Origin of the sequence: Bacillus solitudinis, assembly GCF_002797395.1 — a bacterium.
In the GTDB taxonomy this organism is placed as follows: Bacteria; Bacillota; Bacilli; order Bacillales; family Bacillaceae_D; genus Halalkalibacter_A; species Halalkalibacter_A solitudinis.
In genome coordinates, this window is the sequence record NZ_KZ454943.1 from 1767848 (window position 1) to 1786509 (window position 18662).

Here is an 18662-nt window from a genome sequence, read left to right on the forward strand (position 1 = left end):
TCTTTATCATACCATTCTTAACATCCACGTTAAAGCGTTTCCATGCAATAATCAATATTTTCATTATTTATTTTATATCTGCTGTACATCGGTGTTCTGAAACCTTAGTAGAGTTATTTTTTCGCATTCTAATATTTTATAGTATAAAACATTAATATACTTGTTAAATTGCTATATAGGTTGTATGATCGGTTATATTGGACGATTTCAACAAGAAAAAGGAGCACATTTATGGAAATAGACATTTCTGAAAACTCCCTTCCTGTTTACGAAGCTCTCGCTAGTAAAGTTAGACTGAAAATCATTCAACTGCTTACCGTTAAATCGATGAATATTAGAGAGCTAGCTGAAGCAACAGGGTTAAGTAGCGCTATTATGACTATGCATATTAAAAAACTTGAAAAAGCTAATATCATCCGTAGCCAAATGGTTCCTGGTCGGGCTGGTGTTCAAAAACTATGTGTGATGAACGTCGATAATATAGAAATTACATTTCCATCCCAACAAATCCTAGCACAGGATTACCATCAAACGGAAGTATCTGTAGGACACTATACGGATTTCCATGTTGAACCTACCTGTGGACTCGCCACTGTCGAAAAATTTGTAGGTGAATTTGATGAGCCTCGGTACTTTTTGGATCCAGCACGTGTAAACGCGAAAATCCTTTGGTTTGGTAAAGGGTTTATTGAATACAAGCTGTCAAATTTCTTATTACCTAGTGAAACGCCGGATGAACTTGTGATTTCAATGGAGTTATCTTCAGAAGCCCCTTTTACAAACGATAATTGGCCTTCAGATATCTCTTTCACTTTAAATAATGTAGTAGTTGGCACATGGACAAGTCCTGGTGACTTTGGTGATGCCCCTGGTAAGTACACACCTGATTGGTGGCCAAGGGTTATTAATCAATATGGTCTATTAAAGCTGTTACGCATTACATCTAGTGGCACATTTATTGACGGCACTAAAATATCCAACGTTACTATTAATGATGTTGGTATTCTTGATAAACAATGGATTTTTCGAATTTCCGTAGATAACGACGCTAGACATGTGGGCGGCGCGACCATCTTCGGTTCAGGTTTCGGAAACTATAACCAGGATATTGTCTTTCGTTTATATTACTCCAAAAGTTCCCAAGAAAAATAGAAAAGGGTATTCTTTCTTGCCTTTTAACGTTCATAGACTCTTACCAACCCCTGTAGACACTGGGGTTTTTTCTTTGTTCTAAAAAAGGTCTAAATTATGTCTAAGATAGGTCATAGTTTCGTTACATTTCTTCTGTAGAGTGTTAGACAAGCAGTTAGGAAAGCTGCACGTCAAAAAAAGGAGGGTACTAACCATTAATTTCAATCCAAACTCGGTCAACCAAGTCTAAGAATGAAATCGTGGGTTTACCTAAAAATTTTGAACACATTATGAGGAGGAACTAAAACATGGTAGAAAAAAGAAATGAACGTAACAAAAGAGGAAAGCATTCAAAGAAAGTCGTTCCATTAGTAGTATCCACAGCAATGCTTGCAAGTACATTTGCTGCTGCTGGCGCGCCTGTTTCCGCAGCTGAACTAGAAACTCGTTCTAAAAACCATGGCCAAATTGTATCTGAAGCGGCAATAAATATTCCAGACTCACCTGAAAAAGGAAAGATAATGCGAGAGGTTGCTAAAGGTAACTATGAAATCGCAGCTGAATGGCTAAACACTGACCCTGAGGACGACTCAGAAAATGATGAAGATACTATAGAAGATGAAGAACCAACAGAATCAGAAGAGCCTACTGATGAAGACGCTTCTGATTCTGATGATGCAGCTGATGAAGAAGAGCCTACTGACGAAGACGCTTCTGATTCTGATGAGGTAGTTGAAGAAGAAGCTCCAGCTGACGAAGACACTTCTGATTCTGATGAGGTAGTTGAGGAAGACGCTCCGGCTGACGAAGACGCTTCTGATTCTGATGAGGTAGTTGAGGATGACGCTCCGGCTGACGAAGACGCTCCGGCTGACGAAAACACTTCTGATTCTGATGAGGTAGTTGAAGAAGAAGCTCCAGCTGACGAAGACACTTCTGATTCTGATGAGGTAGTTGAGGAAGACGCTCCGGCTGACGAAGACGCTTCTGATTCTGATGAGGTAGTTGAAGAAGAAGCTCCGGCTGACGAAAACACTTCTGATTCTGATGAGGTAGTTGAGGAAGACGCTCCGGCTGACGAAGACGCTCCGGCTGACGAAAACACTTCTGATTCTGATGAGGTAGTTGAGGAAGACGCTCCGGCTGACGAAAACACTTCTGGTTCTGATGAGGTAGTTGAGGAAGAAGCTCCGGCTGACGAAGACGCTTCTAATTCTGATGAGGTAGTTGAGGAAGAAGCTCCGGCTGACGAAGACGCTTCTGATTCTGATGAGGTAGTTGAGGAAGAAGCTCCGGCTGACGAAAACACTTCTGATTCTGATGAGGTAGTTGAAGAAGAAGCTCCGGCTGACGAAACAAATGCTATCGAAGAGCAAATTTACGCGAACTACCAAACAATTTTTAACCATTATGATCAGTTAATTCAGTCTACTGACCTATACATTCAAGAATACTTAGATGCTCTTTCATCTGAAGACATTACTTCAGAAACGGAAGACGTAGCTTCTGAAATTGACAGTGTCGTTGAGGATGTTGACTCTACTACTGACGATGTAACTTCTGAAGTTGACGGTGTCGTTGAGGATGTTGACTCTACTACTGGAGATGTAACTTCTGAGCTTGACGGTGTCGTTGAAGATGTTGACTCTACTACTGGCGATGTAACTTCTGAGCTTGACAGTGTCGTTGAGGATGTTGACTCTACTACTGGCGATGTAGCTTCTGAGCTTGACGGTGTCGTTGAAGATGTTGACTCTACTACTGGCGATGTAGCTTCTGAAGTTGACGGTGTCGTTGAAGATGTTGACTCTACTACTGGCGATGTAGCTTCTGAGCTTGACGGTGTCGTTGAAGATGTTGACTCTACTACTGGCGATGTAGCTTCTGAGCTTGACGGTGTTGTTGAGGATGTTGACTCTACTACTGGCGATGTAACTTCTGAAGTTGACAGTGTCGTTGAGGAAGTAGCTGAGAACCCTGTTGTTGTAACAGGTGATGCAGAAGCTGAAGCAGATGCTGAGGTGGAGGCTGGCGAACAAACTGACTCTACTACTGTTGAATATGAAACTACACTTGATAAGCTGGCTGGTTACTATGATAAAGTTAAAACGGCTTATTCTAACTTTTTAACCTTTTTAAAATAAGGTTAACTAAGTACGTATGAGAGGGGTCCGGAACCGGACTCCTCTTTCTTATGAAATTGGAACTAGCCTTCCTTTTCTTTAGGCTTATGAACTACGTCAAATCTCTTTTTGAATTGAGGTTAGGATTGATGTTCAAACTTAGGTCCCTTGTGACACCTTCGCTTATAATGTTACCTTGTATAAGTGGACAAGCTTCTTATGGGCAATTCCGATAGACTATGAGGAATTAAAGGAGAGGTTTCATGATGCTTACGATTTTGGTAGCAGATGATGATGACAACATCCGAAACATCATTACTCATTACCTAAAAAAGCAACAAATTACTACGTTTGAGGCTGACAACGGGAAGGCTGCTATTGAGATAGTCAGACAGGAACAACCCGATTTAATTATTCTAGATTTACTGATGCCTGAAATGGATGGGTATGATGTATGTCGCGAGGTTCGTAGAGTATCCAATGTACCGATTATTTTCGTAACAGCGAGCGGTGATGAATTTGACCGTGTACTAGGTTTAGAATTAGGGGCTGATGATTATATAACAAAACCCTTTAGCCCAAGAGAACTAATCGCTCGAGTCAAAGCCATCCTTCGTCGAGTGGACAACTCAAGCATGGAGATTACAAAAGAACATCCGTATACATATGATTATGGCACAATTAAAATTGATGTCGACCGGCGGGAAGTCATTGTTAAAGATACAAAAGTAACACTTCGCCCAAAGGAATTTGATTTACTCGTATATCTTGCTAAAACGCCTGGTAACGTCTACACACGCGAAACCTTACTGGAACATATTTGGGGCTATGACTTCTTCGGAGATATCAGAATTGTTGACGCCCATGTCAAAAAAATCAGAAATAAGTTAAACAAAGTTGGTTGCGATGTGTTGAGAACGGTGTGGGGCGTTGGCTATAAGTTTGAAGTTGAAGCCGTCCCATCTATCCACCAACAATCCGCCGGAACATAATAAAAGCCCTCGATGCTTCACCTAAAAGAAGACAGCCCCAAAAGGCTGCCTTCCCTCATTTATTTATGAGCAACTTTCTTTGCCCATTTTATTACCTGAAATAACAATCAATGTATAGAAAACTAATAATCTTAGTCTTCCTGATCTGTAGCGTCGTCCTCTTGCTTTTTCTCTTCATTCTTCTTTTTTGCGTCCTGCTTTTTCTCTTCAGCCTTCTTCTCAGCTTCTTGCTTCTTTTCTTCGGCTTTCTTCTCAGCTTCTTGCTTTTTTTCTTCAGCCTTCTTTTCTGCTTCTTGCTTTTTTTCTTCAGCCTTCTTTTCTGCTTCTTGCTTTTTCTCTTCGGCCTTCTTCTCAGCTTCTTGCTTCTTCTCTTCCGTTTTCTTCTCTGCTTTTAGCTTTTTCTCTTCAGCCTTCTTCTCGGCCTCTAGCTTCTTCTCTTCCGTTTTCTTTGCAACATCTTGCTTTTTCTCTTCCGTTTTCTTTACCGCAATTTGTTCTTCTTCCGTTTCGATTACTTGTTGCGTCCCAAGTGCGAGAACTACATCTTCCTCTTCATCTGTAGGATCAGCAATTTCTTCAAGAGGCTCTGTTCCTTCCTCTGTTTCTTCTTCAACGGTTTCAGCTACTTCACTATCTTCTTCCTCTAAAGCTATTTCTTCTAACTCAGCTTCTTTTTCGCCAAGCTTTGCTAATGCTTTGTTGATTTTCTTTTCAAGTCTTTCTTGAGCTTTTGCAACGTTTTTCTCTAAGGAAGCTTTTGCTTGAGGATTCGTTACCTTCTCTAGCGCAGCTTGTAGGGCAAGAAGATTCGATTCAAACTTTGCTTCTAGGTTAACTCGAACTGCATCAACCTCTTCTACTTCAGTTCCTTCTGTTGCTTCTCCATCTTCTTCTGTTACCGGCTCACTTTCAGTAGTATCTTGACTAGCATCACCCTTAGCCTCTTCTGCTTCAGGTTCTGTAGGTTCAGCCGCTTCGTATTTAGCTAAAGCAAGTTCTTGTTGGTCAATCGCTCTTTGGAGGGTTTCAGCTGCTAATTCTTCCTCTCCATTTGCAAACAAAGCTTCTGCTTCCTTAATGCGCTCTTCAACAAAATCAGCGAATAACTCTGCCTCTTTCACGTCGTCAAAGGTAAAAGCCATTTGAAGATTCTCTTGTAATCGCTTAACAAAATAGAGTAAATCCCCTGGTAGTAAAGAAGACTCTTCTTCCTCAGCTTCACTAGGAGAATCAACTATCTCACCCTCCTCAGCAGGTAACTCCTCTGTTGACTCTTCAACTGGTTCTACTACTTCAGTTTCTGTCACCTCTGTAGCTTCTTCCTCCGTTGTTTCATGGTTGTCCGCATACACATGTGTTCCTACAACAAACACACTCACACTTATTAGTAGACTCGTTGCCATAACATTTCTAAATTTCCGTATCAACACAAAAAAACCTCCCAAATCAAATAGTTTATTTGAATCGAAAGAATTTTGAATTTAACTATAAAAGTTTCCATTCTCCATTCTTCAGCAGCCCAGCCACCATAGCATCAAAGCATTAGGTCTGTGACTTTGCGTCTCCATCTTTCGACAGATTTGCCTTTATTCAAATGAGGAATAATATTGCTAATTAGTACTAGGATATTATTCTGAGTCCATCATACTGCAAATCAGTTGTTTTGAATATAGTTTATTAGACCAGGAAAAATGGATGATTTTTATGTAATTTAAAGGGTTCTTTTGCAGTTACCACCTAAAAGAAGACAGCCCCTAAAGGCTGCCTTCTCTTATTTTAATTATGGACGATTCCCTTGCCCATTTCCATTATTGTTACATGGTCCGTTTCCATTCTCAATCCCATAACCGTGTCCTTTTCCTTTGCCTGGCTTTTCACAAGCAATAGGTCCCGCTACTTCATCGCCCGTGACGATGTTTGGTGTTGGCGGGGTATCCATGTTGTGACCAAGGAAGAAGCCAACATGAGGAGGCTGGTTGTAGGCAACGTTCTGCCAAGCCACAGCAAGTCGATACGTAGGATCATGCATTAACGTATAAATACGATGGTCCGTCATATGAGTCGTTGTGTAAATACGAAGCTCTGTGCTATCACTACTAGGCCAGATTACTTCTTCTCTCCAGTCCCCAAACAAATCAGCTTGTAGGGAAGGATTCCCCTTTGTCCAGTTATTTGTACGGGTCCCTTCTGGAATAAAAACTGTTTCAAGCTTTTCCTCTTCCCAGTTCCATTTCTCGATTTTCCCGACACCATGTGGATCAGTATCTGGGTTAAAATCATGGTCGAGTAACTCTCTTAATAAATCTCCAGTCCACCATACTGCGTGATTAATCGATTGTGGTGACTTATCTGAAATGCGTTCACCTTCAACTGTAAACAAGCCGCTCGTTCCTGAAGTTCCATCCCAGCTTGCTGATGCCCAAAGCTCAGCTCCATCATAACGAGGATCGATATCTGCCGCTAAACTACGACCTACATCTGTTCCAGTTCGAACTCCCCATAATGATTCTCCCGTTTCCGCATCACGTATACCGTAACCAAATGGCGATGATGAGCTTTCATGTGCTTGAAACGCTTCAATTCCTGGTCGATTCGGATTTAAATCTGTAACATGATTTGAATCACCATGTCCCCATCCTGTTGTATGAAGACCAGTACCATCATGGTCTATAACCGCACCGCCATAATAAATTTCATCAAAACCATCACCGTCAACATCAACAACAGATAAGCTATGGTTTCCTTGACCAGCATACGCTCCGTTACCAGGTTCATTGCTGTCAAATACCCATTCTTGCGTAATTTCGCCATCGCGGAAATTGTAAGCAGCAAGAACGGATCTTGTATAATATCCGCGTGCCATCACAAAGCTCGGACGCTCTCCATCTAAATAAGCGACTCCTGCTAGGAAACGGTCAACACGATTTCCATAGCCATCTCCCCAACTATTTACATCGCCTCTTGGTGGATAATAATCCACTGTATCTAATGCCTTACCTGTTTCACCTTCAAACACGGTTAAATATTCAGGCCCACTTAAAATATAACCTGAGCTATTTCTGTAATCAGCGTTCGGGTCTCCGATTACGGTTCCTGCTCCGTCTGTCGTGCCATCCGCGGTTTTAAAGACAACCTCAGACTTGCCATTACCATCAAAATCATAAACTAGAAATTGTGTATAATGTGCACCTGCTCGGATGTTTACACCTGCATCAATTCTCCAAAGCTTTGTCCCATCTAGCTTATACGCATCGATAAATACATTTCCAGTATAGCCAGAACGAGAGTTATCCTTTGAGTTTGAAGGATCCCATTTCAAAATAATTTCGTATTCTCCATCACCTGTTAGGTCACCAACACTCACATCATTTGCTGAGTACGTGTAAGACACACCGTCTGGCGTTACGCCACCTTCAGGCTTTTCAAGTGGAACACTTAAGTATTGCTCAGACCAAACACTCACTTCTTCCGAAAGTGGTTCCCCACTCCCATTGTGAATGCGAACCTGATAAGTAGAGTCAATGTTTCCATTCTCATCAAGATAATTTGTACTTGATGTTAACGGTTGTTCGGTAATTTTTTCCCCATCACGATACAAATCAAAGCTTACATTTCCAGGATCGGTACCAAACATTCTCCACCCAACATAAATGCCATCCTCAGTATCAACAGCAACTAACCCGCGGTTGAGCTTTTCCATTTGGCGTAATTGCTTTAGTTCAATTGGAGTTTCAAGCACGCTTGATGCTTCCGAAATCCCACCTTCATTCGCTGCTTTTACTTTATAGTAAAAATGGCGATTCGTAATGACCGACTCATCAGTAAACTCAGGCGTCTTCGCTGTGCCCACCTTCGAATATGAAACGGCTCCCTCTGGATAGTCCGCTTCATTGTAACGCGCACGGTACACATAATATTCAACCGCACCATCTACCGCATTCCAAGAGAACGTCACAGATTCCTCTGTAGCGCTTTTAAGTTGTAAATTCGTTGGTGCACTACCTACTTCAACAGATTCGTCTATCATCGTTACTGTCACTTCATTACTTTTATCAGATTCAATGCCTTGTTCGTTGACTAAAGCCACAGCATACGTGTATGTAAAGCCTAGCTCTGCGCTTGTGTCAACATACTCAGCCAAATCGGAGCTACCAATTTTACTAAAATCAGCTTCTCCTTCAGCCTTACGATAAACCGAGTAACTCTCTGCAGCATCATTTTCCTCCCAAGTTAACGTAACAGACGCTTCTGGAGAAAGTTCCTTGCTTGCTACTTCAAGGGTCGTGATTTCAGACATAGGAATAATTTCAAGCCCATTCACTCTGCCATTTTCACTCATAGCTATATTTAATTGCCCATCCAAGACGGATGTCATCGTCGTGAGCTCAGCATACTCACCGGCTTGTGAAGAAATATTTCCTTTATTCTCCCCCTCGACGGTAAAGCCCGTACGGTTGAAGGCAATATCATCTCCTGCAATCAGTCGAACAAAATAATCACCGTTCGGAAGATCAACCATAAATTCATAATTTCCATCAAGCGTAAAATCTCGTCGTAAGGCATCTGGACCTCCACGATTACGCTCTGCCACAGCCTTGTTCAACCCGTAGCCTCGTTCCTCATCATAGATCATTGTGTTCGACACACTCAAGTATCCATCTGCTACAGGACTACTCGCTGAACCAAAATCAAACTTCAAAGGCAGCTCATCTTGCCCTTCTTCAGCTGTAGCCGTTTGAACAAATGCACCCGAACTTGAGAACATTGTAAAAACCATTGTCGTGGCCATAAACATTGAAAACTTTTTCCTGAACATAAAACCCTCCCTGTTTTGATAGAAATTTGTGAAACCATGTTTCAAATACCTTTATCAAAACCGTCGCATCACCCCCTTAAGATTAAGCGGTTACAATTCCAAATATTATAATAGTTCTTAAGAGTTATTACTTATTTAGGTTAATTAAGTAAGCGTACCTATAGGCAGCATTAAGACCATTGACCGGGACTAATCTTTCGCAAAACCTAAAATGTGCTTTGTCATATGTACCCACAGTATAGTAGGCGTTTTCAAACATTTATATAGAAAAAATGTTAAATATCTTTTAAAAAGTAATGAATAACAATACAAATACAGCAGAAAACGCGAGGTTAATGTCGGTTTTTGTCTGATTATGTTGAAATATTTACTATGTATATGTCGCAGAATTATAGATGTTCAGATTATGTTAGAAATGAAAAGAATCTTTTAATTTATTACCTGAATCAAGAGTTCTAGTCTTATAGAACCAATAGAGACAGAGGTTTTTTTGTTCTTAGCTCTATAACATCTATTAGCAAGATCACAAAAGGGCCCTGTAGAATCTACAGGACCCTTTCCCATCTTCTCTTTAGTTCAGACGAGTGTCTGCTAATATGCGATCTAATTCTTCCATATGATGCGTTTCATCGGCTATCATATCTTCAAGCTTAACAACAAGCTCGGTCTGACCTAACTCATCAGCCAGTTTCTTACGTGTTTCATAACGCTTGATCGTTTCATACTCCGCTTTTCTTGCTTCTTCAAGCATTTCCTTTACTTCAGTAGGCTGCTTAACATCAGCGGGCTTCGTAGTCGGTGTACCACCTAGAACTTTAATCTTCTCCGCCAAATAAAGTGCGTGCTTCTGTTCATCGACGATTTCACTTTCGAAAAATGGCTTTAGAGTTTGTCTGTATAAACCCGACACAACGGCAGCATTGTTGGTGTACATGATGCTCGCAGCGTATTCATTCGCTAGGTCTTCATTTAATCCTTCTAGTAACTCATTCATCTTCTTATCCACTAAAATCACCCTTTCTAATATAAGTCTCTACTCTATTAATACCCGGACCAATTTATATTAAACTTCCCTCCAACTAAACCACTTCAAGGCTTGTTCTCTTTCACCAAAGTCAAACGGCTTCACTTCAATTCCAGGTAAAGAATTACTAACCATCGTACTGAACTCTATCCATTTCTTATCCGTAAACACGGCAATCTTATTAACCTCTTTCCAGTGACTCGCACTGAATTTCAAGTCTGCCACCAATGCCTTTAAGCTATATCCCTCAATTTCATGAACCGCTAACAAGACGTTCACTTGATCTTTGCTTTCTTTTTCTCTTCTAAATCTAGCCTCAAAGTCTTCCATATCCTCTTTCGTAACTTTCCCCGTCACCACAACTTCCAGAACCGTTTCTAAATCATTTGGTTTTACAGCAATCATTTGTAGAACCTCCTTAGAATTTCTCTATTTGTCTTTACCCGGTTGTGGGGGTGGGGAAACATTTGAGGAGAGAGTAAAAGTCTATATGGATCAAAAAAAAGTCCCATATAAGCTTGGGACTTTCTACTATTAGAAACATCTTATTAACAATGGCTTTTTACAGAGTAACAAAGTAGTTTTTCCTTACAACTACTCCATTTTCGTAGATAAAAGGCTTTCTATTGTAAACTATTGTTGGGGTGCGTAGGCCTTCCAACGGCTAAAGTCAGGGTTTTCTTTTGTCGCCATTTCCTTTGGAAAGATAAATGTCCATGGTTTACTAGTGTTAGCTTTAACTGTTAGATTGTCGAGTTTAAAGGAACCCTTTGCAACTACTTCGTTTGTAGCGTCCTCTACTTGCAAAGGCAACTGCTCAAGGTTGATGTTTTTTTCTGATCCATTACGAATGAGCAATGTTATGTGAAGAGCACCATCTTCCTTTTTTTGAGCTTGCACTCCCATGAAATTTACTTCACCTTTTTTGGGTACTTCCATTCGCTCAACTAAATCTTGGAGCTGCTTTTTTGCATTTTTATCTAGAATCTTATCCCAAGATGGATCTAAATCTAGAGCATGTTTATGCTCTAGTTGGAATGCAAGTTTCCATCCTTCTTTGGGGATATCGACCTTCAATAAGTCTTTTGGTTCAAATTCAAAAGTCCATGGTCGGCTACTACGTGGAGGGATTTCTCCAACAGCTGATAAATCAAACTGCTTACGTGCGATTACAGCATTACTATCATCAAGTAAGACTAATTTTGTTTCTGGGAGGTTTATAGGTACATCTAGACTGCTACGAATAAAGGTAGTTACTATTAACTTTTTCTCTAATTGATTATTACGTAATTCTATCCCACTTAGTGAAATTTGGTTTGGTTTCAGCGGAAGACATTCACCATTTAAAAACTTGAAAGCATAAAGTTCCTCTTTTAAGATATTCCAATTTGGAGAAAAGGATAGTTCTGTATAAATCTCTTCATCTAACAAATTTGACCCTTCATGTCCTAATAACTCAGAAGAAACACTACTTTCCTTTCCGTCAAGTTTTAAGTTATTATTGTCTCTATTTTTTAAAAAAGACATTGTGAAGCCTCCTTAATTTTTAAATAATCTATTATGATTTTAACATAGTTTAACTCAAGACATTGAATTGTTTCAAAGCATTTATAACTTGACAAAAAAAGATAAGATTCAAAAAAATCTAATTCGATGTTCGGGCAGAATCCAAGTATTTCTACGAAAGGCAGCAACAATTGAACTGAGTGGATAACCAACTTCAAATAAATTTAAAATGGAAATAGATAAAGCAAACAAATTTCTAAACCCCTTTATTTGGTTCTAAGTCAAGTGTTGGGGGCGGCAGGGATAAACTGTTGACCTTTTTTAATTGGCGTTGATACCGAGCTATAAAGGAATTCTTCTCTGCAAAACGTTTTCCACATGCGCAACGATACTGTCTTCTTTACAAAATAAATTCGTGTCGCGTTCGAACAGTTTTAAATGTGGGACTTTTGTAATAATAGATTACTTTTATTCACTGTTGAACTCAGGACAACGATGAGTCGTCTTTTCACACTCTACATAAAAACTGATAATCCATTTGAATTTATTCCATTTTTAGTTAGGACCACATCTTCTAATCCAGAGGGATTTTAAAGTCTATCCCTCAAATGTTTTATAACCCCAACATATATAATAGAGCCAATAGAAAAAGCCTCTCGGAAATTGCTCTCCAAGAGACTTCTTCATTAATGTCTTTGAACATAGTTTAAGTAGTGAGAAGCATCTACCTAACAAGTATATTATCGTCCGATAATATATAGATTACTTAGTTCTTAGTTAGGGTAGCACCAGAAGCGTTACCAGCAACGTCAGTAACAGAACTAGAAACATCTACAGTATTATTAGTAACAAGACCAGTAGTAAATGTAATCGTCACTGATTTATTATCAGAAGCTTTAGTAAATCCTGTGATAGCTCCACCAGCAGTACTGGAGAAATTACCTTGAACTAAAGTATCTGCATCCATAGTTTCGCTAAAGTTTACAGTTACGATTTTAGTATCAGCATTAGTGAAATCACCAGCAACACTAGCAGCAACACTATCCTCAGTATCAGGAGTTGCAGTTCCTGCAGCAAGAACATTACCATTTGCATCTTTGATGTCAACAGTTTGACTAACAACTGGAGTTGCATCAGTATCGATGTTATCAGTTAATGTTAATACAACTGTATCAGCATCAGGGGTATGAGCTACACTTGCAACAGTGTTACCTGCAACAGAGAAAGTAGCATTGGCAATTTCACCAGCTGGAATACCTTCACTAAATGTAATTGTAATTTTGTTAGTTGCTGTAGTTTCAACTCCAGTAACTTTAGCAGCTAACTTATCTTCGAAGTGTCCAGAAGCTTCAACAAACGTAGTTGGTCCACCACTAATAGCTGTACCAAGAGAGTTTGTCAAACCACCGTCAGCAATTGCTAAACTTGTAATAGTGCTTAAATCACTTGTTGATAAAGCTGCGTCTAACGTTACTGTAACAGTTGCTTTTCCATTATTGTTTACATAAGTAACACTAGATACTCCAACACCTAAATCTGCACCGGTAGCAGTAAGTGTAAAATCAGCAGCAGTTACAGCTGAAAGTTCAGTTCCAACTTCAAATTGAAGTTGGTTAGCTGCTACTAACTTAACTTGGTCAGCAGCTGGCGTAAGAGTAAATGCAGTTGGTGTTCCAAAAGTGAAAGTATTTGTTGAATCACCATAGAAGCTACCAATAGAATTACCAGCAAGGTCAGTAAGAGAACCATCGACACGAACTGTATCCGTTCCAGTTAATCCATGACCGTTTGGAAGAGTAATCTTCACTCGTTTATTAGTTACAACTTCAACTTTTGTATTTGTTGGTAAAGAACCATTTGTAACAAATTCGTAATTAGAAGCTGTAGCTAAACCTGTTGAACTCATTGCTTCTGAAAAGTCTACGTAAAGTGTGTTTGTATCAACTACAGTAGTTGCTCCAACAGAAGGTCTAATTTTATCTTCTACAGAGAAACCTAAAGTTTGTGAAGTGAGTTTATTTGAATTGAAAGATTTATCCTTAATGTTCTGAACAGTCAACTGGTATCCAGCAGCATCAAGAGCATTTGTTAAAGTAATCTTTGCAGTTTTAGTAGCATTATCGTAAACAATTGAAGCATTGTTATTAAACTTACCGTTTGTATCTACATCTGCAAAATCAGCTGTTTTTACAACATTTCCATTTGCATCTTTAAGAATATAGTTAGCTTTGTTTTCTGCATCAGCTTTTACAACTTCTTCATCAAAAGTAACTGTAATTTCTTTTTGAGCAGTGGCATTCTTTCCAGTAGCTTCAACTTTAGTTACAGAGGCAGCAACTACGTCAGAAACAAGGTCAAATGAAAGTGAAGTAGATTCAACATCATTACCCCATAGATCTTCTAACTTATTTTCTTTTGTATTTAAGAATAAAGTCTTACCTGCCCCTGGAGCAATTGGAGTAGAGAATGTAACGGTAAATGTATCAGAATATCCGTTAACAGCATCCACAGCAGCTAAAGTACCTTTATAAGAACTTTGGTTATTCAAAGTGTGATAAGCAGTCACGTCAGCATTAAGATTAGTAGCTTTTACAGCCTTGCTGAATTTTAAAGTTACAACTTGTTCAGTTGACTTATAAACTTCAACGGTTGGCGCTACTTTGTCCACAGCATATGTGAAGTCTAAGTCTGTTTTTTCAACAGCGAAACCTGTTGCACTTGAGTAATCACTACCACCTGATACAGTAAGAGTATGAGTAGCCTCAGGAAGAGTACCACCTAAAGTTAGAGTGACCTTTTTATCACCAGATGTAAAGGTTGGTGATACAGAGTATGACCCACCATTCAATACGAAAGTTGGAGCAGTTTGTAATGGTTCTGAAAATTCAACTTCTAAAGTTTTAGGACCAACAACTTTCACACTATTTGCGGTAGGAGTTGTAGTATCAAAGAAAGTTACTGATTCAGTGGTTTCAGCAACAGCTGCACCATCAGTATCTTTTACATTTTTAACTGTTACATCAGTTTTAGCTTGTTGAGCTGCAGCAGTAGCAACTGTCAAAGTAACCGTCTGTTTGTCATCAGCAAGCTTAGCAGTAACAGCCCCTAAAGCTGCGTTTGAAAGCTCATAGTTATCTGCATCTTCAGCTGTTGCAGTTTCAACCTCTTTATTAAACTTAATAGTAATTTCTTTATTATTACTTGCACTCACAGAGTTAACAGCAAGGTCAACAACTTCAGGTACAGGTTTACCTTCACCTGAGAGGACAGTAACTTCGCCATCTAATACTAGAGTGTACTCAGTATCAACTTCTTGGTCTGCGGTTGTAAGAACAACAGTAGAACCTTCAGCAGAAGAACTTACTTCCGTTTCTTTAAGAGCTTTACCAGTCACTTCAAGTTCTGGACTGAATGCAAATTCCATTTCTTCTAATTCAGCAGCTGTGATTACTTTATCAAAAGAAACTTCAACTGTGTTTCCATCAACGAACTCAAGACCAGTTAGACCAGCTTCAACAGTAGCTAGGTAAGTAAGAGTACGCGTGAGGAATGTAGCGAATTGTGCACGAGTTACACTTTCCTTTGGACGGAATGAGTTATCATCAGTTGATGTAATTCCGTATTGAGCTAAGATTTCAACGTTAGCTTTGTGAGAAGGGCTTACAGTATCAAGGTCAGTTACTGTTACTTCTTCACCAAGATCCTCAAGTCCAAAAGTACGAACTAAGACTGAAGCCATTTGCTCACGAGTTATAGGGTTACCCGCTCCAAATGTACCATCAGTATAACCTTTGATGTATCCAACTTCTTTCATTACTTCTGCTACTGGAGCAAAGTAACTGTCAACAGTTAAATCATTGAAAGGAGCCTCTGTTACTGTTTCTGGCACATCAAGACGAGCAGCAGTTGCTAATAATGCAGCAGCTTGACCACGGATTATTGTTAGACCCGGCTTGAATGTTCCATCAGGATATCCATCGATGATTCCTTTGTCTACTAAATAACTAATTTCTGCGTTTGCCCAGAAATCTGAAGACACGTCAGTGAACGATGCACTCGCAGTCACCTCGTTTGCTGATACAGGTACTGCAACTGCTGATGCTACGATTGCAGCAGATAAAGATGTTGCTAAAAACTTGCGGTAAGATTTAGGTTGATAACTCATTTACTAATTTCCTCCTTTAAGATATGTACATGTTTTGTGATGTACAGAATTAACAATTTGTTCTAATTTGATGAAGCTTGTATTCTAGTGGCTTTAGCAATGTTGTTCTCTATGTCCTAGGTATTAAGCCGCCGATCGCCCCCTCAAATTAGTAAAATCACCAATTCATAACGTTAAATCTGCATTCTTGATTATACATTGGTAGAATGTGGGCTGTCAATGATTCTACTGGATTGTACGTTACTTTTATAGAAAACTAGTTATTTTCTATATGAATTGGCAAGATATTCAATACTTAACGTCATTCTACACAAAGTTTATCAAATTGCAAAGGGTATTTTGATAGGTTTTACACAATTATTCAAGTTTCTTGTCAAACTATGGAATTTTTTGTTGATAGAATCAAGCTCTATCCTTGTTTATTACATTTATGTTACATAAACCTATTTGACCAACCCTTTCATCCTATGCTCCTCTTTTGCTTTTATGACTCTACTTTGTCATGTATTTTCAGAGAACTTTTTCTTGTCCTCGGTACTTAGACGTTTGATTCTAGTAAATGGTTTCACTTTTTTGGTAATTTTTCTAAAAGTTTATTAATTTAATGTAAAGAAGGAGTGAACCATTACATGGTTCACTCCTTTTATGACTAGTTAATTAACTCTTCAAATTCAATTGCTTCATTATGTTCGGCAAAGCGAAGTAGTAATGATTCATCAATCACTCGGAATTCTCCAAGGATGTTAACGAGATAGCGGAAGCGTGTTTGCATGCGGTGGACTTGAAATGTTTCTTTGTCTACGAAAATGGTCATATCAATTCGTTCAATTTCCACAGTGTCCATCACTTCATCCACATTCAAATCAGAATGTTTGAGGAGGCCCATTTGTTCTAAGTGTTGTTTCACAAGAGGCCTATATTGTTCATCTGAGCCTCGAAAGGAAATTTCATAGGCTGGAATTCGCGGTTCTTCCTCTTCGTTTTCACTTTGATTTACATCCTCTGGTTCTGTTCCTTCCATATAAGCTATCTCAATTTCCTTCTTTAAGAACTCTTCCTTATATGGTTCAAAGAGGTTCATGTAGACGGTTGGGTTTTCGAATATTACATCCTCGAACTCTTCGCGCTCACGTGTTTGCCAACTCGCCCCAAATTGTTTCGGACGAATTTCCCATTTATTGTTATTGAGGTAAACCTCCATTTCAAGAGGCTCACTTAAATTCAGCAACGTCATTCTCATCGTTCCAAAAGCTTCTAATGGATTGTATTGGACGAACCCCTCTAACTGAGTGCGGAATGACTCCTGCTGAGCACGTAAGGTTTGGTTTCTCTGAATTTTTACGGTTTGTAGCTTCTCTGTTTCTTCGATTGCGCGATCATATATTTCTTCTGTTGATTGCTGCTCATTACAGGCTGAAAGCAATAGCAACAATAAAACTACAAACGGAATGCCCCACTGTTTCATTCTATCTTCTCCTAGCATATTGGTCGAAACCTGATTTTCTTTGTCACTTGTTTAACTACTCTATTGTACAAATCGACATACCCGAACACAAGTTGATTTTTAAGAAACAAGTTATGTTTCCTGTTCTTTAATGTAAAGTTTCTATTATTACATGACTTTATAACTACGCTTATTTTAGTTATTTCAAAATTTATCCATAAATATACACATTTTTCCTGTGACAGTGTTTGTATTGTTTCTGTTACACAACTGTAAAGAACAAAACGATAATCATGTGCTAGACTTAGTCTTGTGTTAAAAAAATGTAGATTATTAGATTGATACATATAATTTGTCGAAATGAATGGAGTGTTTGTATGAATAGGAAGATTATGTTGGTGTTCATGAGTTTCGTCATGTTTGCAACTATTGTCCCATTACAACGAGCTGAGGCTTCTTCAACTGCTAATGTAGTTGAAAGAACTGCAAGAGACCAAATCGGGGTACCATATCGGTATGGTGGAACGACTCCAAGCGGGTTTGACTGTTCAGGATTTATACGTTACGTGTTTAATAAAGTGGATGTTCAGTTGCCACGTACTTCTGCTGACCAATCAAGAACTGGGAAAGCTGTTAAGAAGTCTGACTTACAAAGCGGAGATCTTGTCTTCTTTAATACAGACGGCAATGGTGTATCGCACGCTGGAATTTATGTAGGAAGTGGAAACTTTGTTCATGCCTCTTCATCTCGTGGTGTGATGACATCTTCAGTGAATGACCCTTACTACTGGGGTTCGCGTTATGTCTCTGCAAGACGTGTGTTGGAAGCTGAACCAGAAGTTATGAAAGTATCTCTTGAAGAATTACCAGCAGGACAATACCATGACGTTCGTGCCGACTTTTGGGCAGAAAGAGAAATTAAACAATTAGGTGAAGATAGTATCATCAATGGGTATGCTGGTAGCTTGTTCAAGCCAAGTGAGCCTGTCACTCGTGCACAGGTTGCAATTATTTTAGCAAGAGCATTAAACTTATCACCATCTGGTGGCTCGAAAGAATTTAATGACGTTAACTCTAAATTTCATGCGTATAATGAAATTAAAGCTGTAACTGATGCTGGTTTGTTTAACGGTGATTCAAGTGGTAACTTTAAGCCGAATGATCCTTTTACCCGTGAGCATATTGCGGTGGTATTTACCAGAGCATTTAATTTACCAGAAGCAACCGACACAGTTTCATTTAAAGATGTGGCTGAAAGTCGTTCATCTTATAGCTTCGTTCAGAGTTTAGCTGCAAGTGGAATTACGAGTGGGTACGAAGACGGTACCTACCGTCCTGGTAATACAACAACTCGTGCACAGCTATCTGTCTTCTTACATCGTGCACTTTATTAATTAAACGAATCATTTGAGTGATAGGTTTCAAAAACCTATCACTTTTTTTATTGCCTTATAATAGGTT

General features: G+C 39.2%; 11 protein-coding genes, 1 pseudogene and 1 riboswitch. Of the genes and pseudogenes, 4 read left to right on the forward strand and 8 right to left on the reverse strand.

Going from position 1 to position 18662, the window contains the following annotated elements:
* Positions 1-231 precede the first annotated feature (231 nt).
* From CEF19_RS08430 to CEF19_RS08440, 3 genes are all read left to right on the forward strand, one after another.
* Entirely contained in the window at positions 232-1152 is a 921-nt protein-coding gene (locus CEF19_RS08430) for an ArsR/SmtB family transcription factor (RefSeq protein WP_100405680.1), read from the forward strand.
* A gap of 287 nt (positions 1153-1439) precedes the next feature.
* A complete protein-coding gene (locus CEF19_RS08435) occupies positions 1440-3275 on the forward strand; it encodes a midas domain-containing protein (protein ID WP_100405681.1) in 1836 nt (611 codons plus the stop codon).
* A 242-nt stretch (positions 3276-3517) separates the two neighbouring features.
* A complete protein-coding gene (locus CEF19_RS08440) occupies positions 3518-4246 on the forward strand; it encodes a response regulator transcription factor (RefSeq protein WP_319830072.1) in 729 nt (242 codons plus the stop codon).
* A gap of 131 nt (positions 4247-4377) precedes the next feature.
* On the opposite strand, the gene CEF19_RS08445 is transcribed toward CEF19_RS08440, so the two are convergent.
* The 8 genes and pseudogenes from CEF19_RS08445 to CEF19_RS08475 all read right to left on the reverse strand — a co-directional run bounded on the left by CEF19_RS08445 (position 4378) and on the right by CEF19_RS08475 (position 17222).
* Positions 4378-5676, reverse strand: coding sequence for a DUF5667 domain-containing protein (locus tag CEF19_RS08445; protein WP_100405682.1), 1299 nt, complete (start codon positions 5674-5676; stop codon positions 4378-4380).
* 80 nt (positions 5677-5756) lie between these two features.
* Positions 5757-5841, reverse strand: a riboswitch (cyclic di-GMP riboswitch).
* A 185-nt stretch (positions 5842-6026) separates the two neighbouring features.
* A complete protein-coding gene (locus CEF19_RS23730) occupies positions 6027-9062 on the reverse strand; it encodes a rhamnogalacturonan lyase family protein (protein WP_100405683.1) in 3036 nt (1011 codons plus the stop codon).
* 571 nt (positions 9063-9633) lie between these two features.
* Complete coding sequence (locus CEF19_RS08455; RefSeq protein WP_100408255.1) at positions 9634-10056, reverse strand: ferritin-like domain-containing protein; 423 nt, start codon at positions 10054-10056, stop codon at positions 9634-9636.
* A gap of 69 nt (positions 10057-10125) precedes the next feature.
* A complete protein-coding gene (locus CEF19_RS08460) occupies positions 10126-10491 on the reverse strand; it encodes a SpoIIAA family protein (protein WP_100405684.1) in 366 nt (121 codons plus the stop codon).
* Positions 10492-10719: 228 nt separating this feature from the next.
* Entirely contained in the window at positions 10720-11613 is an 894-nt protein-coding gene (locus CEF19_RS08465; RefSeq protein WP_100405685.1) for an accessory Sec system S-layer assembly protein, read from the reverse strand.
* A gap of 307 nt (positions 11614-11920) precedes the next feature.
* A pseudogene (locus CEF19_RS24425) lies at positions 11921-12048 on the reverse strand (ISL3 family transposase); the annotation flags it as partial.
* Between the two features lie 310 nt (positions 12049-12358).
* On the reverse strand, positions 12359-15757 hold the full coding sequence (locus tag CEF19_RS08470) for an Ig-like domain-containing protein (protein WP_100405686.1): 3399 nt from the start codon (positions 15755-15757) through the stop codon (positions 12359-12361).
* Positions 15758-16406: 649 nt separating this feature from the next.
* On the reverse strand, positions 16407-17222 hold the full coding sequence (locus CEF19_RS08475) for a DUF6612 family protein (protein ID WP_100405687.1): 816 nt from the start codon (positions 17220-17222) through the stop codon (positions 16407-16409).
* A 356-nt stretch (positions 17223-17578) separates the two neighbouring features.
* On the opposite strand from CEF19_RS08475, the gene CEF19_RS08480 reads away from it, so the two are divergent.
* Positions 17579-18595, forward strand: coding sequence for a C40 family peptidase (locus CEF19_RS08480; protein WP_100405688.1), 1017 nt, complete (start codon positions 17579-17581; stop codon positions 18593-18595).
* Positions 18596-18662 lie beyond the last annotated feature (67 nt).

Bases quoted from the DNA above. Each gene is read 5' to 3' on its own strand.
- CEF19_RS08430 (WP_100405680.1), top strand. From the start codon at position 232: ATGGAAATAGACATTTCTGAAAACTCCCTTCCTGTTTACGAAGCTCTC.
- CEF19_RS08435 (WP_100405681.1), top strand. From the start codon at position 1,440: ATGGTAGAAAAAAGAAATGAACGTAACAAAAGAGGAAAGCATTCAAAG.
- CEF19_RS08440 (WP_319830072.1), top strand. From the start codon at position 3,518: ATGATGCTTACGATTTTGGTAGCAGATGATGATGACAACATCCGAAAC.
- CEF19_RS23730 (WP_100405683.1), bottom strand. From the start codon at position 9,062: ATGTTCAGGAAAAAGTTTTCAATGTTTATGGCCACGACAATGGTTTTT.
- CEF19_RS08455 (WP_100408255.1), bottom strand. From the start codon at position 10,056: ATGAATGAGTTACTAGAAGGATTAAATGAAGACCTAGCGAATGAATAC.
- CEF19_RS08460 (WP_100405684.1), bottom strand. From the start codon at position 10,491: ATGATTGCTGTAAAACCAAATGATTTAGAAACGGTTCTGGAAGTTGTG.
- CEF19_RS08465 (WP_100405685.1), bottom strand. From the start codon at position 11,613: ATGTCTTTTTTAAAAAATAGAGACAATAATAACTTAAAACTTGACGGA.
- CEF19_RS08470 (WP_100405686.1), bottom strand. From the start codon at position 15,757: ATGAGTTATCAACCTAAATCTTACCGCAAGTTTTTAGCAACATCTTTA.
- CEF19_RS08475 (WP_100405687.1), bottom strand. From the start codon at position 17,222: ATGAAACAGTGGGGCATTCCGTTTGTAGTTTTATTGTTGCTATTGCTT.
- CEF19_RS08480 (WP_100405688.1), top strand. From the start codon at position 17,579: ATGAATAGGAAGATTATGTTGGTGTTCATGAGTTTCGTCATGTTTGCA.